The organism is Laribacter hongkongensis DSM 14985 (genome assembly GCF_000423285.1).
Lineage (GTDB): Bacteria > Pseudomonadota > Gammaproteobacteria > Burkholderiales > Aquaspirillaceae > Laribacter > Laribacter hongkongensis.
Map to the genome: position 1 here is coordinate 251702 of NZ_AUHR01000003.1, position 15000 is coordinate 266701.

Below are 15000 nucleotides of genomic sequence, written 5' to 3' on the forward strand. Positions count from 1 at the left end.
TTGATCCATGCGTATCCGTCATACCGTAACCGCCCTGACTTTTGCCCTCGCCACTGCCGGTATTGCCCAGGCTGCACCGGTGGCCGTGGTAAACGGCACCGCCATCCAGCAAAACGAACTTGACAGCGCTGTCAGCGCCATCGTGCGCTCGGGCGGTGGCCGCATCAAGGACACACCGGAACTGCGCAACGAAGTCAAGCAACAGCTGATCAACCGTCAGGTCATCCTGCAGGAAAGCGCCCGTCGTGGTCTCGACAAGACTTCGCAGTTCAAGGAACGCATGGATGCCGTGCGTGACGATCTGTTGCAGCAGGCCCTGATAGACGATCTGGCCAAGCAGAACCCGGTCAGCGATGCCCAGGTGCGCGCCGAATACGACAAGCTCAAGTCGGCCCTGTCGGGACAGAAGGAAGTGCAGGCCCGCCAGATCATCGTCGGCTCCGAAGCCGAAGCCAATGCCGTGATTGCCCAGCTCAAGAAGGGCGGTAATTTCGAGGCGATCGCCAAACAGAAATCCAAAGACCCGGCTGCCAAGCAAAACGGTGGCGACATGGGCTGGGGCAACCTGGGCGTGATGGCCAAGCCGCTGGCCGATACGCTCAAGCCGCTGGGCAAGGGCCAGTACACCCAGCAGCCGTTCAAGTCCGATCTGGGCTGGCACATTTTCAAGGTGGAAAACGTGCGTGATGCCAAGGTGCCGCAGTTTGATGAAGTGAAGCCGCAGCTGTCGCGCCAGATGCAGGGTGCGGCTGTTGAAAAGGCGCTCAACGACCTGCGCGGCAAAGCCAAGATCCAGTAACCAGCCATCAGTTGCAGCGCCGCCCGATCCAAGCGGCGCTTTTCTTCCGCCAACTATTACCCATACAACATGCGCAAATTTCTTACGCTAAGCCTTCTGGCTGCCTCACTGGCCGCACCGGCATTCGCAGCCCAGGGCCTCCAGATCAATGGCACCTTCATTCCCCAGGCCCGCATTGACAGCGCTGTCAAGCAAATGACGGCCCAGGGCCAGCCAGACAGCCCGCAATTGCGCCAGGCTGCCCGCGACCGTGTGGTCCTGACCGAACTTCTGCGCCAGGAGGCCATGAAAAAGGGCCTTGACAAGTCGCCGGACTACCGTAACGAGCTGGAAAACCTCCAGTCGGCCCTGCTCGCCAACCTGCACGTACGCGACTTCATGAAGTCCCACCCGGTCAGCGAGGCCGACGTGCGTGCCGAATACGATCGCATGAAGGTGCAAATGGCACGCAAGGAATACCGTGCCCGTCACATTCTCGTGCCGTCGCAGGAAGAAGCCGCCAAGGTACTGGAGCAGCTCAAGAAAGGTGCCCGCTTTGAAGACCTGGCCCGCCAGTATTCGATCGATACCGGCAGCAAGGCCAATGGTGGTGATCTTGGTTTCGTCGATCCGGCGCAGCTGGTCCCCGAGTTTTCGGGTGCCATGACCAAGCTGGCCAAGGGCCAGATTACCCAGACTCCGGTCAAGAGCCAGTTTGGCTGGCACATCATCCAGCTGACGGACACCAAGGAAGCTGACTTTCCGGCACTGGATGCAGTACGTGCCCAGCTTGAGCAGCAAATCCAGGGTCAGCGTTTTGACGCCTACATCGCTAGGCTCAAGGCTCAGGCCAAAGTCCAGTAAACTGTTGATTTGCTTAAAAGACCACGGTAATTGCCGTGGTCTTTTTACCGTTCAGAGAAACAGTTTGCGCCCAAGGCAAAAACCCCGTATAGTCCGCTCCCTTCACTCAGCAAGCGCCTGATTCCCTGTGCCCATGGCACTTCAGGCTGCATCGAAATCCGGCCCCGCCTCCCTTCCTGTTGAAACGGCACCACGGTCAGTCTTCGATGTTTCGTGGTTACCGTGTGCCCAGCCATCGCTGGATGCTTCCGTGCATCCCGCCTGGCAGAGATTGCGCATGTCCGCCTCCGGCTGAGTCCCGCAGTCAATTCAACAAGGACATTCATGCAAACCAACGCTTTTGCCGCCCTCGGCCTCGACGCCCGTCTCGTTCACGCCCTCGAGCAGCACAACATCACCACGCCGACGCCCGTTCAGGCCGAAGCCCTGCCGCTCCTGCTTTCCGGCCGTGACCTGATGGCCTCGGCCCAGACCGGGACCGGCAAAACCGCAGCATTCCTGCTGCCGGCCCTGTCGCGCCTCTTGGTCGAACCGGTGGCCCGCAGCCGTGGCCCACGCATTCTGGTGCTGGCCCCGACCCGCGAACTGGTGCAGCAGGTTGCCAAGGCCGCCCAGGAATTCTCGACCAAGATTCCGCGCGTCAACGTGGCCAGCGTCATTGGTGGTACCTCGTTCCGCACCCAGAACCAGATGCTGACCCGCCCGATCGAAGTCATGGTCGCCACTCCGGGCCGTCTGATGGACCAGATGCGCTCGGGCCGCATCGACTTCTCGCGCCTCGAAATGCTGGTGCTCGACGAAGCTGACCGCATGCTGGACATGGGCTTCTCCGAAGACGTGATGGAAATCGCCAGCCAGCTGCCCAAGGCCCGTCAGACCGCCTTCTTTACCGCTACCATGACCCGTCGCGTGCTGGACTTCGCAGACGAGCTCCTGACCGAACCGGCCAAGATCGAGATCGCTGCCCAGACCGCCAAGCACGAGAACATCGAGCAGCAGGCCATCTTCGTTGACGACATCGACCACAAGCGCCGTCTGGTGCGTCACATCCTGTCGCAACCGGACGTCAAGCAGGCCATCGTGTTTGTTGCCACCAAGCGTGACTGCGACACCCTGGCTGACGAGCTGATCGTGGACGGCATTCGTGCCGACGCCCTGCATGGTGACATGCAGCAGCGCGACCGTACCCGTACGCTGACCCGCCTGCGCAGTGGCCAGACCGAAGTGCTGGTAGCTACCGACGTGGCCGCCCGCGGCATCGACGTGGCCGGCATCAGCCACGTCATCAACTTCGACCTGCCGCGCTTTGCCGAAGATTACGTGCACCGTGTCGGCCGTACCGGCCGGGCCGGCGCGACCGGTACCGCCGTTTCACTGGTGGGCCGTCAGGATGCCTTCCCGCTCAAGAAAATCGAGCGCTTTACCGGTCAGAAGCTGATCGTGACCGAAATCGAAGGCATGATTGCCCGCTTCAAGCCGCAAGAGCGTCGCGAAGGTGGTGGTGGCCGTGGCGGTTTTGGCGGCAAGCCGCGTCATGGCAACGGCCAGGGTCGCAGCTATGGTGATCGTTCCAGCGCTCCGCGTGGCGGCTTTGGTGGTCATCAGCAGCGCCGTGAAGGTGGTGATGACCGCCGCCAGTTTGCTCCGCGCCAGGATGGTGATGCGCATCGCAGCGGCACTGCCCGTGACGGCCGCCGTTTTGATGACCGCAGCAGTGCTCCGCGCGGCGACTTTGCCCCGCGTGGTGATCGTGGCCACAGCTGGGGCCAGCAGCGTGACGACCGTCGTCCGCATGGTGGTGGCCAGAGCCGTGAAGGTGGCTTCCGTAATGGTGACCGCCCGCGTCAGGGTGGCAACCGTAACCACGGCGGCCGCTACGGCGACTGATCCGTTCCGCGTCTGATCATGCAAAAACCGCCCGGTTGATACCGGGCGGTTTTGTTTGTGTCTGAGCCGGCCATGCCTGGCACAACGCATGGGGCATTGCACACGGGCGCCATGTACCTGATAGCGACAGGGCCGCCGATCCGGGTGGCGTTGTTTACTCCTTGAGACCCGGCCAGTCACGCATGTCCCGTGCCTGCCAGTGCGGGAAATGCCGCCGGACCAGTTCGTTGAATTCAATCTCGAATGCCTGCCAGCGGCGGGCTGCATCCTTTTCAGATTGAATCCCTGCTGACGGTTCCGCGCTGCGGATCATGCCGGCTCCCAGTGTGGCATTGCTGATGCGGTCCACCAGGATCAGGCTGCCGGTCGCCCGGCATTGCCGGTAGGCATCGACAGCCATCGGAGCGTCGATCTCCAGTGTGACTTCGGCAATTTCGTTCAGGGCCAGTGAACTGGCCGCCTCCCTTTCCATCGTGTTGACATTGACTCGATGGTGGACTGCCGTCACCCGTCCCGGCAGCCATTTGCCGGCCAGCTTGACCCAGTATGCCCGTCCTGTCTGCAACGGTGCATCGTGCATCCAGACCAGTTCGACCGTCAGGCGGTCTGCCACCAAGGGCAGAGGCTCACCGTGCCTGACGATCATGTCGCCACGGGAAATGTCGATTTCGTCTTCAAGCGTCAGGGTGACAGCCTGCCCGGTCGCAGCCACCGGCAGTTCCCCGTCAGTCGTCACGATGGCCCGGACCCGGCTTTGCCGGCCGGAGGGCAGTACGGTGACCTGATCGCCCGGACGGATGATTCCGGCGGCGATGGTGCCGCAAAATCCGCGAAAATCCAGATTGGGGCGGTTGACGTATTGCACCGGCAGGCGGAATGCCTGCAAGGCCTGATCCGCATCAAGACGGATACTGTCCAGCAGTTGCATCAGTGACGGACCGTCATACCACGGCATGCGCTCGCTGGGACTGACCACGTTGTCTCCGCGCAGGGCCGAGAGAGGCACGAAACGGATATCGTGGATGTCCAGTGCCTTGGCGAAGGCCAGGTAGTCTTGCCGGATGCGCTCGAAAACGGCCTGGTCAAATTCCAGCAGATCCATCTTGTTGACGGCCACGATGACATGGCGGATGCCCAGCAGGCTGGCGATGAAGCTGTGCCGGCGGGTCTGGGTCTGCACGCCGTAACGGGCGTCGATCAGGATGATGGCCAGATCGGCAGTCGAGGCACCGGTGGCCATGTTGCGCGTGTACTGTTCGTGCCCCGGGCAGTCGGCAATGATGAACTTGCGTGTGTCGGTGCTGAAATAGCGGTACGCCACGTCAATGGTGATACCCTGTTCCCGCTCGGCCTGAAGGCCGTCGACCAGCAAGGCCAGATCAACTGCTTCGTCAGTGGTGTTGTGCTTCTGGCTGTCGCGCTCGATGGCTGCCAGCTGGTCTTCAAAGATCAGCCTGGAGTCATGCAGCAGGCGTCCGATCAGCGTGGATTTGCCATCGTCGACACTGCCGCAGGTGATGAAGCGTAGCAAATCCTTGGTTTCGTGCCGGGCCAGATAGGTGTGGATGTCTTTGGCAATCAGGTCGGACTGGTGTGTCATCAGAAGTACCCCTCGATTTTTTTCTTTTCCATCGAGCCCGACTGGTCATGGTCGATGGCCCGTCCCTGGCGTTCGCTGGTGCGGGTCAGCAGCATCTCGCGGATGATGTCGGGCAAGGTGGTGGCGCTGGACTCGACGGCACCGGTCAGCGGATAGCAGCCCAGCGTGCGGAAGCGGACCGGACGCAAAGCCGGAGTTTCGCCGGCACGCAGGGGGAAGCGCTCGTCGTCCACCATGATCAGCATGCCGTCGCGCTCCACTACCGGGCGCTGAGCGGAAAAGTACAGCGGGACAATGTCGATGTTTTCCAGCCAGATGTACTGCCAGATGTCGAGCTCGGTCCAGTTGGACAGAGGGAATACCCGGATGGACTCACCCTTGTTGTGACGACCGTTATAGAGGTTCCACAATTCAGGCCTCTGGTTTTTCGGATCCCAGCGTTGCTGCGGATCACGGAATGAATACACCCGTTCCTTGGCGCGGGATTTTTCTTCGTCACGACGGGCACCACCGAATGCTGCATCAAACCCGTATTGCCGCAGTGCCTGTTTCAATGCGTCGGTTTTCATGATGTCGGTGTAGCGGGCGCTGCCATGGGTGAAGGGCGTGATCTCTCCATGCGCGCCTTCGGGGTTGGTATGCACCAGCAGGCGCAAGCCCTTCTCTGCGGCCATGCGGTCGCGGAAGGTGATCATGTCGCGGAATTTCCACGTGGTATCGACGTGCAACAACGGAAAAGGCAGCTTGCCCGGATAAAACGCCTTGAGGGCCAGGTGCAGCATGACTGCCGAATCCTTGCCGATCGAGTACAGCATGACCGGATTGTCAAACTCGGCCGCCACTTCGCGGATGATGTGGATGGATTCGGCTTCCAGCCGCTTGAGGTGTGTGAGCGTTGCGGGCTCGGTGGCATGGGTCATGCGCGCTCCCTGTCGTACGTGTGGATGTCCATGCAATTCAATCTACACGCTGCAACGCAGGAGTCATAAACCGGTTGGTGCTTTCAATATGACTGGTTTTCCAGGCCGGTTTCAGGCATGGACTGCCTCGGCCAGCAAATTGAGCATGGCCGCTGTCGCTCCCCATATCTGGTGCCCCTGCCAGTCCAGCGACAGATAGGTGCCCTGTCGCCCTGCCCTGTTCCACCGGTGGCGTTCATACCGGGTCGGGTCCAGCGCCAGGGTCAGCGGCAACTCGAAGATCTCCGCCACTTCTCCAGGTTGCGGCGTACCGGAAAACGGCGGTTCGACTATCCCGACCACCGGCGTAATGGCGTAGCCGGTCAAGGTGTAATAGCAAGGCAGTTGGCCGGCCACCAGCACCCGCCCGGGTGGCAGGGCGATTTCTTCAGATGCCTCACGCAAGGCGCACGCCACGGCCCCCGGATCGGCGGGATCTAGCTTGCCTCCGGGAAAGCTGACCTGACCGGCATGGTCGCGCAAACCTTCGGTGCGACGGGTCAGCAAGACCGCAGGCACTTCTGCGTGCCAGAGCAGTGCTGCCAGCACCGCAGCGGGGCGTTGCTGCCCGGTGGCCAGCCCGAACACATCGCCGCAGCTGGTCCGGGAGAACTCGGCCAGCCGGCTGGCCAGCCATTCTGCTGCAACTTCAGCTTTGCGAGGGAAAGGCAGCATTACTCCGGATTCCTCAGATTGAGTTGACGGTGGGCAAACGCAAGGCGCGGCGGTGGGCCACCAGGCGGATCAGCAATCCCAGGGCAAACAGGCCCTGTACCAGCCATGCATCGTGCCATCCCAGTTCGGCCAGACCCCAGAGGCCGGCTCCGACCAGGAGCGACACGATGCCATAAAAATCCGTGCTCAGAATGAAGGGTACGTCATTGACCAGCACGTCGCGCACGATGCCGCCACCGATGGCCGTGACAAAACCCAGTGTCACGACGCCGAACAGGGTCATGCCCATGTCGATGCCGATTTGCGCTCCGGCTAGGCTGAAGGCGACCAGTCCGATGGAGTCGGAAATGATGAACAGCCGGTTGATCAGGCGGCTTTCCTTGCGGTGCAGGCCAAAAAGCCAGGCAACAGTCAGCGTTCCCAAGGCTACAAGCGGAGCGGTATTGTCAAAAAACACCCTGGGCGGATCTCCGATCAGGGCGTCCCGGACCATGCCGCCACCAACTGCTGTCAGCAAGGACAGAATGACCAGCCCAAGCAGGTCCAGCTGTTTGCGGGCACCGACCAGATAGCCGGAAAAGGCAAAGGCCATTGTGCCAACCAAGGAAAAACTGTCCATGTCCACCACCTGCCCGAAACCTTGCTGCATCCGGTATGCCTCAAGATACGTTGGCAATCAGTATTGAATGCCGGAATTATCAAGCAGAACGCCATGCAAAAGCATGGCGTTGATGGCAAAAACCTGATGTAAACCGCAGTAATCAGCGACGCATCGAGTCGAAGAACTGCTGGTTGGACTTGGTGCTCTTGATCTTGTCGAGCAGGAAATCCATCGCTTCGAGGTCGTCCATCGGATACAGCAGCTTGCGCAGCACCCACATGCGTTGCAGCTGTTCTTGCGGGATCAGCAGTTCTTCACGACGCGTGCCGGAGCGGTTAATGTTGATGGCCGGGAAAATCCGTTTTTCGGCCATGCGGCGGTCCAGATGGATTTCCGAGTTGCCGGTACCCTTGAATTCTTCGTAGATCACATCGTCCATGCGGCTGCCGGTGTCGATGAGGGCCGAGGCAATGATGGTCAGGCTGCCACCTTCTTCGATATTGCGGGCAGCACCGAAGAAACGCTTGGGGCGTTGCAGGGCATTGGCATCAACACCACCGGTCAGCACCTTGCCGGATGACGGCACTACGGTGTTGTAGGCACGGGCCAGACGGGTGATGGAGTCCAGCAGGATCACCACGTCCTTTTTGTGCTCGACAAGGCGCTTGGCTTTTTCGATCACCATTTCGGCGACCTGTACGTGGCGGGTGGCAGGCTCGTCAAACGTCGATGCCACTACTTCCCCCCGCACGGTGCGGGTCATTTCGGTCACTTCTTCCGGACGCTCGTCAATCAGCAGGACGATCAGCACGACATCCGGATGGTTGGCCGTGATGGCATGGGCAATGTTCTGCAGCATGACCGTCTTGCCGGACTTGGGCGGTGCGACCAGCAAGCCACGCTGTCCTTTGCCGATCGGCGCGATCATGTCGATGATGCGACCGGTGATGTTTTCCTCTGCGCGAATGTCCCGCTCCAGTGTCAGCCGTTCGGTCGGATGCAGCGGAGTCAGGTTTTCGAACAGGATCTTGTTCTTGGATTTTTCCGGCAACTCGCTATTGATGCGGTCAACCTTGACCAGGGCGAAATAGCGCTCCCCTTCTTTCGGGGTGCGGATTTCGCCTTCAATGCTGTCGCCTGTGTGGAGGTTGAAGCGCCGGATCTGGCTGGGGCTGACATAGATGTCGTCAGGACCGGCCAGATAGCTGGTGTCGGGGCTGCGCAGGAAGCCAAAACCGTCCGGCAGGACTTCCAGTGTGCCATCGCCAAAAATGCTTTCGCCTTTTTTGGCCTGCCCCTTGAGCAGGGCGAAAATGAGATCCTGCTTGCGCAGACGGTTGGCACCTTCAATGTCGTTTTCAGCGGCCATTTCGACCAGTTTGGAAACGTGCAGGTGTTTGAGATCGGAAAGATGCATAGATGGATAGTGTGCGCGTCAGGCGCCAAGGAACTCGTCGAGGGAGATGTGACAAGAATCCGGGCGGCGAGAAAGCCGCCCGAGAAGAAAACTTGCCGGAAGCTTAGTCAGCTCAGATGTTGCTGTCAATGAAAGCAGCCAGCTGGCTCTTGGCCAGAGCGCCGACCTTGGTGGCGACGACGTTGCCGTCCTTGAAAATCATCAGGGTCGGAATGCCGCGAATGCCGAATTTCGGCGGGGTGGCTTCGTTCTGGTCGATGTTGAGCTTGGCCACTTTCAGCTTGCCATCGTATTCGCGGGCAACTTCGTCAAGGATCGGGGCAATCATCTTGCAAGGACCACACCACTCAGCCCAATAGTCGACCAGCACCGGGCCCTGGGCCTTGAGTACTTCTTCTTCAAACGACGCATCGGTGACATGGACGATCAATTCGCTGCTCATTCGTATTCTCCGTGTTGGGCATGAAACATGCGACTCGCGCAATATTTGATAGTAACAAGCGTACCGGAGCGCAGCAACAAATCCGCGCCCCGGCTTTCCCGTTGTCATTAACGGCGCTGTTGCATCAACTCCAGCATCCTGTGCCGGGCAGCCTCACGCTGATGTACTGAGCGCAATTCCTGCGCCAGGGCCCGGTACAGCGATATGCTCATCAGCACCATGATCACGGCAAACGGCAGGGCGGCCACGATGGCGGCACTCTGGAGCCCTTTCAGGCCTCCGCTCATCAGCAGGACCACGGCAATGGCAGCCTGCATCACTCCCCAGAACAGGCGTACGCGGATTGTCGGACGCAGGCTGCCGTTGCTCGACATCATGCCCAGCACGAAAGTCGCCGAATCTGCCGATGTGACAAAAAAGCTGACAATCAGAAGCAAGGCCAGGCCTGCCAGCAATGCCCCGCCCGGCAGCAGCTCCAGCAGCTTGAACAATGCATCGGCCACGTCAGCCTGTACGGCAGCCACGATGGGAAACTGGCCGAATATTTCGGCGTGTAGCGCTGTACCGCCAAAGACGGCAAACCAGGCAAAGCTCATCAGTGACGGCACCAGCATCACTCCGATGATGAATTCGCGGATCGTGCGCCCCCGGGAAATGCGGGCAATGAACATCCCGACAAACGGAGCCCAAGTCACCCACCATGCCCAGTAAAACAGCGTCCAGTCTGCCACCCATGTACCTTCACGGAACGGCGTCAATCGCAGGCTCATGTTGACCAGATTGTGAAGGTAACTGCCCAGTGTGGCCGTCAGGGTATCGACTAGGAACAGCGTCGGTCCCATCAGCAAAACCGCCAGCATCAGCAATCCGGCCAGCAGCACGTTGAAATTGGACAGCCACTTGATGCCACGCTCGATGCCGGTCATTGACGAGAGCAGGTACAGGACCGTCGCTACGGCAATGATGCTGACCTGCAAGGCAAAGGTGTTGTCGATACCGAACACATGCTTGAAGCCCCCTCCGATTTGCAGCGCTCCAAAACCCAGTGACGTTGCCACCCCGAATACGGTCGCCAGAATCGCCAGGATGTCGATGATTTTTCCGATCGGGCCGCGCGTTCGGGCTTCGCCCAGCAACGGTTCAAACACTGCACTGATCAGTCCGGGACGCTGCCGGTTGAATTTGAAATACGCCAGCGCCAGCGCCACGACGCCATACACCGCCCACGGGTGAATGCCCCAGTGGAAAAAGGTGTAGCGCATGGCCGCATTGGCGGCATCTGGCGTCAGTGCCGTAACGCCAGGAGGCGGCGAGGCATAGTGCATGACTGGCTCGGCAACACCCCAGAACACCAGTCCGATACCCATGCCGGCAGAAAACAGCATCGAAAACCAGGTGGAGCGGGAAAATTCCGGTTCATCATCTTCCTGCCCCAGCTTGATGTGGCCGTAATCGCTGAATGCCAGAAACAGACCGAACAACACCAGGCCAAACACGGTCAGCAGGAAAAACCAGCCAAATTTGGCAATCACGAATGACAGCAGTGCGCCCGACACTTCGGCAAAGCCGCTGGGCAGCAGGGCTCCCAGGGCAACGATGAATAGTGTTGCCAAGCAGGATAATCGTAAGACCATGTAAATCTCCTTCTCTCGAGTACAGCCGGTGGCCTGCCCTGTCATCAGACAGAGCCACGGGTGCAACAGGCAGAACGGAAGAACGGCTCATGCAAGCCGCGCGAACAGGTTGCCGGCGGCTTAAGCTGCCCGGACAACCCTGGCATTCCCGCATGTGGAATGCCAGGCCCCTCTCGGGGCAGGCGGATCAGGACCGCCGATTGATAGCGCAACGCGCTGGATGACACCCCGGGCAAACAACCATCGACCGGGTATTGATTGAAGAAAGCTATGTATTTATCGTAGCAACATCCGTAACGGATTGTAAACAAAACCCTCTTCCCGGTTACGGAAAGGGGGCTGCAAATTGCGGAACAAAATGAAGATCAACGACCGACCTTGATCTCCGTCCAGAGCTTGGCCACCATGCGCCGTTCCTTGGGGTTCAGTTCACGCAGGATCACCCATTTTTGCACTTGCTCCGGAGAAGGATTCAGGACTGAATTTCCCTTCAGGTCGGCCCGGATGAAGGGCTGTGCTGCGGCCACCGGATTGGTGGCGCCGTTCAGGTTGGTCAGTTCGGCCGCATTCTTGCCATCCAGCATGAAGTTGATGAACTGGTGCGCAAGATCCGGCCGTTTGGCAGATCGCAGGATTGCCATGGTATCGACCCCCAGCTCGTTGCCTTCCTTTTGCGCCGAATAGCCGACTGTGAACTTGCGTTTGGCAGCCTTGGCATCCTCCGCTGCCTGGAAAAATTCGGTCGAATAGCCCAGCGACGCCCAGATATTGCCGACGGCCAGTTCTTTCAGATAGCTCGCATTGGAAAAAGTGGCCCAGTAAGGCTTGGCTTTCCTGATGACTTCGGCTGCTTTCCGGTAGTCCTCGGGCCGGCTCGTGTTCGGGTCCAGTCCCAGGTACATCAGGGCCGCAGCGAACACTTCGCGCGAACTGTCGAGCACTGTAACCTTGCCCTTGATCCTGGCCAGCACGGCAGGATCAAAAATCACGGCCCAGCTGGACGGATCAATGCCACGTTTTCTCAGCTCGGTTTCGTTGTAACCCACCGAGGTCAGGCTCAGTACGGTCGGGACGGTATAACGGTTGCCCGGATCATAGGACTGGTTCAAATAGGCCGGGTTGACGTTCTTGAGGTTGGCCAGCTTGCTGTGATCAAGCGGCTTCAGCAGCTTTTGGCGGGCCATGGACTGCACTACAAAGCTTGACGGAAACACCATGTCGTAGCCACGTGCGCCACTGGCCAGCTTGGCCAGCATCTCCTCGTTGTCACCATAGAAGTCCTGCACAACCTTGCAGTCGCACTGTTTTTCAAACGCACGGATGGTTTCATTCGACAGTGAACCGCTCCAGTTATACAGGTGCAGAACGTCGTTAGGACCCGCAAATACGGTTGCGGACATCAGCGTCAGGACCCAGGCCAGTTTGTTCAATTCATACTCCTCCGGAGCTCGGCACACACATGCCATCAATGACGCGCACAGAATGCGTGCGCAAAAACGCCCGCAGGCGGCAAGCCTGCGGGCGGACAAAAACCGGAAATTACGGGAAGTCGTCGCCGAGATCAGTCAGCGCGGTCAGAAACAGATGGCTGTCAGCGTCCTTGAGCAACCGTGAATCAGACAGCATTTGCCGGAAGCGACGGGCTCCCGGTACTCCGTTGACCAGTCCCAGCACATGCCGGGCAATGTCACGTACCTTCCCGCCGGCAGCCAGATGCGCATCCACATACGGGATCAGCCGCTCAATGACTTCGGTACGGGTGGGAACAGGGTGTTCATCACCATAGAACCGGACATCCACACCAGCCAGCAGGTAAGGATTATGGTAAGCCTCGCGGCCGATCATGACGCCATCAACATGGCCAAGCTGTTCGGCTGCTTCATCCAGTGTGCGGATGCCGCCGTTGACCAGGATTTCCAGGTCAGGGAATTCTGTCTTGAGGCGCCAGGCATAGTCGTACTTGAGCGGAGGGATTTCCCGGTTTTCCTTGGGTGAAAGCCCTTTCAGGATGGCATTGCGTGCATGGACGATAAAGGTCGAACATCCGGCAGCAGCTACCTCTCCGACAAAGTCGGAAACAAAACCGAAGGCCTCGACATCATCAACGCCAATACGGTGCTTGACCGTGACAGGCAGCGCTGTCACATCGCGCATCGCCCGGACACAATCGGCTACAAGACCGGGTTCTTTCATCAGGCAGGCACCAAAAGCACCTTTTTGTACCCGCTCGCTCGGACAGCCCACGTTCAGATTGACCTCGTCATAGCCCCAGTATTCCGCAAGCCTGGCGCACTGGGCCAGCTCTGCCGGCTCCGATCCACCCAGTTGCAACGCAATCGGGTGCTCCGCCTCGTGGAACGTCAAATGACGAGGCACATCCCCATGGATCAACGCCCCGGTCGTTACCATTTCGGTGTACAGCCATGTGTGCCGGGACAGCAACCTGGCGAAGTAACGGTAGTGCCTGTCTGTCCAGTCGAGCATCGGTGCTACGCAAACGCGCCTACCCCTGCAATTCTGCTGGGTTCCTTTATCCATGAGGGTTTGAGCGTTTGTCATTGATGCCTGTTTATCCTTCGTTTGATCGTATTTTACGGCGTTTTCATGGTGTCAGTGCAGAAAACGGTGCAGAATGCGGGCTGTTCTGCACCGCTTTTTCTGACTTTTCTGCACCGGCCTATGGCAACCATATCTAAGTACCGGAAAAAGAACGGAGAATTGTCGTATCAGGCGACAGTCCGGGTCAAGCAAGCTGGCCGGGTGGTTTTCTCCGCGACGCGCTCATTCCCGAAAGAGTCCTTGGCTCGTGACTGGGCCAGACGCACGGAAGTCGAGGCCGCATCCCCGGACTTCATCACCAGGCATGCGCTCGGGAAAATGACCTTTGGCGACCTGCTGGTACGGTACCGGGATGAGCTCTCCGGATCAGACAAGATCGGCCGCTCGAAACGGTACGTGCTTGATCTGCTGCTCAGGTCCTCGATTTCAGAGCGCCCCATATCCGAGCTGTCCGCCCAGGACCTGGTCGAGCACTGCAAGATCCGGCGTGATGCAGGAACAGGCCCGGTAACCGTCTTCCAGGACGTCTCCGCCATGCGGACCGTACTCGACTACGCAAAGCGTATCTGGTCCCTGCCGGTCTCGACCCAGCCTGTCGATGATGCCCTGCCCGTCTTGCGCGCCCAGACACTTGTCAGCAAGAGCCGTCAACGTGACCGGCGGCCTGCTGATGAGGAACTCGAGCAGATTTATGCCGGGCTGGCTGCCCGGCAGTCGCGTTCAAACGCCCAGATACCGCACGTCGACATCATCAAGTTCGCCATTGCCAGCTGCATGCGGCTGGGGGAAATCGGGCGTATCCGTTGGGATGACATCGATGAAAAGCGGCGCTGTGTCTTGATCCGCGAGCGCAAAGACCCGTCAAACAAGTACACAAACGACCAGTGGATACCCCTGCTGGGCGAGGCGTGGGACATCGTGCAGCGGCAGCCGCGTACGGACGAACTGATTTTTCCGTACAAAATGGAATCGGTCAGTGCGGCTTTTGAGCGCACATGCGCCGCACTGGGGATTGTTGACCTGCGCTTTCACGACCTGCGCCACCACGGTGTTTCGCGCCTGTTCGAGCAGGGACTGAAAATCCAGGAGGTGGCCATGGTTTCCGGCAACAAGAGCTGGAACAACCTGCGGCGCTATACCCAGCTTCGCCCTGAGTCCCTGCATGACAAGATTGCCGCGCCGGCCCCTGCGCCCCGTTCTTCCGCGCTGACCGTTTCGGTATCTGGCGGGGTCTATATGGGCGGCTGGTCGAACGCTGTCGATGTGCTTCGGGCATTCGAGCTGGAGCCGGAAGACCTGGCCGAGTCGTGCATCCTGCTGGCCGGAGACTTCGGTCAGGAAGGTGCGGTCGTCGCGTTTACCGACGTCGGAGAACTGTGGTGGGTGTATTGCACCGGCAGCGATCGCGTGTGGCTGCCGGAAAGAATTGTCGCCAACCGGCTGCGGCACGGGCTGGCGACTGGTCGGGTCGGGGCGAGGCCAGACGGCAGCAACCTGTCCGGCGATGTCGGCCCAGATTTGCTTGAGGCGGTGTTTTGGCATCGCGCCGAAGTCCGGGCTTGATAGCGCCTCGGAAAACGTCAG

13 protein-coding genes are annotated in these 15000 nt (G+C 59.6%); 4 read left to right on the forward strand and 9 right to left on the reverse strand.

The window, feature by feature from the left end:
* Positions 1–7 precede the first annotated feature (7 nt).
* The 3 genes from G542_RS0104295 (at position 8) to G542_RS15875 (ending at position 3529) form a co-directional block, all read left to right on the forward strand.
* The gene (locus tag G542_RS0104295) at positions 8–799 is read left to right on the forward strand and encodes a peptidylprolyl isomerase (protein WP_012697169.1); all 792 of its coding nucleotides are present in this window, start codon (positions 8–10) and stop codon (positions 797–799) included.
* 69 nt (positions 800–868) lie between these two features.
* Positions 869–1642 (forward strand): peptidylprolyl isomerase, encoded by a 774-nt coding sequence (locus G542_RS0104300; protein ID WP_027823468.1) that lies wholly within the window; start codon positions 869–871, stop codon positions 1640–1642.
* A 324-nt stretch (positions 1643–1966) separates the two neighbouring features.
* Positions 1967–3529, forward strand: a complete 1563-nt coding sequence (locus G542_RS15875; protein ID WP_012697167.1) for a DEAD/DEAH box helicase — start codon at positions 1967–1969, stop codon at positions 3527–3529.
* A gap of 154 nt (positions 3530–3683) precedes the next feature.
* Here the strand turns inward: G542_RS15875 and cysN are convergent, their stop codons facing one another.
* The 9 genes from cysN to dusA form a co-directional block, all read right to left on the reverse strand.
* The gene (gene cysN, locus G542_RS0104310; protein ID WP_027823469.1) at positions 3684–5129 is read right to left on the reverse strand and encodes a sulfate adenylyltransferase subunit CysN; all 1446 of its coding nucleotides are present in this window, start codon (positions 5127–5129) and stop codon (positions 3684–3686) included.
* Positions 5129–6049 (reverse strand): sulfate adenylyltransferase subunit CysD, encoded by a 921-nt coding sequence (cysD, locus tag G542_RS0104315; protein ID WP_027823470.1) that lies wholly within the window; start codon positions 6047–6049, stop codon positions 5129–5131. Before cysD ends, cysN begins: the two co-directional genes overlap by 1 nt.
* Before the next feature lie 111 nt (positions 6050–6160).
* On the reverse strand, positions 6161–6763 hold the full coding sequence (locus G542_RS0104320; RefSeq protein ID WP_027823471.1) for a CoA pyrophosphatase: 603 nt from the start codon (positions 6761–6763) through the stop codon (positions 6161–6163).
* A 13-nt stretch (positions 6764–6776) separates the two neighbouring features.
* Entirely contained in the window at positions 6777–7412 is a 636-nt protein-coding gene (locus G542_RS0104325; RefSeq protein ID WP_081433609.1) for a trimeric intracellular cation channel family protein, read from the reverse strand.
* A 112-nt stretch (positions 7413–7524) separates the two neighbouring features.
* The gene (gene rho / locus G542_RS0104330; protein ID WP_012697162.1) at positions 7525–8781 is read right to left on the reverse strand and encodes a transcription termination factor Rho; all 1257 of its coding nucleotides are present in this window, start codon (positions 8779–8781) and stop codon (positions 7525–7527) included.
* Between the two features lie 112 nt (positions 8782–8893).
* Positions 8894–9223: a thioredoxin TrxA gene (gene trxA, locus G542_RS0104335; protein WP_012697161.1), complete on the reverse strand. Its 330-nt coding sequence runs from the start codon at positions 9221–9223 to the stop codon at positions 8894–8896.
* Between the two features lie 107 nt (positions 9224–9330).
* Complete coding sequence (locus tag G542_RS0104340; RefSeq protein ID WP_308417717.1) at positions 9331–10902, reverse strand: glycine betaine uptake BCCT transporter; 1572 nt, start codon at positions 10900–10902, stop codon at positions 9331–9333.
* A gap of 320 nt (positions 10903–11222) precedes the next feature.
* A complete protein-coding gene (locus G542_RS0104345; RefSeq protein WP_027823474.1) occupies positions 11223–12287 on the reverse strand; it encodes an ABC transporter substrate-binding protein in 1065 nt (354 codons plus the stop codon).
* Between the two features lie 109 nt (positions 12288–12396).
* Positions 12397–13416 (reverse strand): tRNA dihydrouridine(20/20a) synthase DusA, encoded by a 1020-nt coding sequence (gene dusA, locus G542_RS0104350; protein ID WP_081666732.1) that lies wholly within the window; start codon positions 13414–13416, stop codon positions 12397–12399.
* 534 nt (positions 13417–13950) lie between these two features.
* On the opposite strand from dusA, the gene G542_RS0104355 reads away from it, so the two are divergent.
* The gene (locus G542_RS0104355; protein ID WP_244878680.1) at positions 13951–14979 is read left to right on the forward strand and encodes a site-specific integrase; all 1029 of its coding nucleotides are present in this window, start codon (positions 13951–13953) and stop codon (positions 14977–14979) included.
* Positions 14980–15000 lie beyond the last annotated feature (21 nt).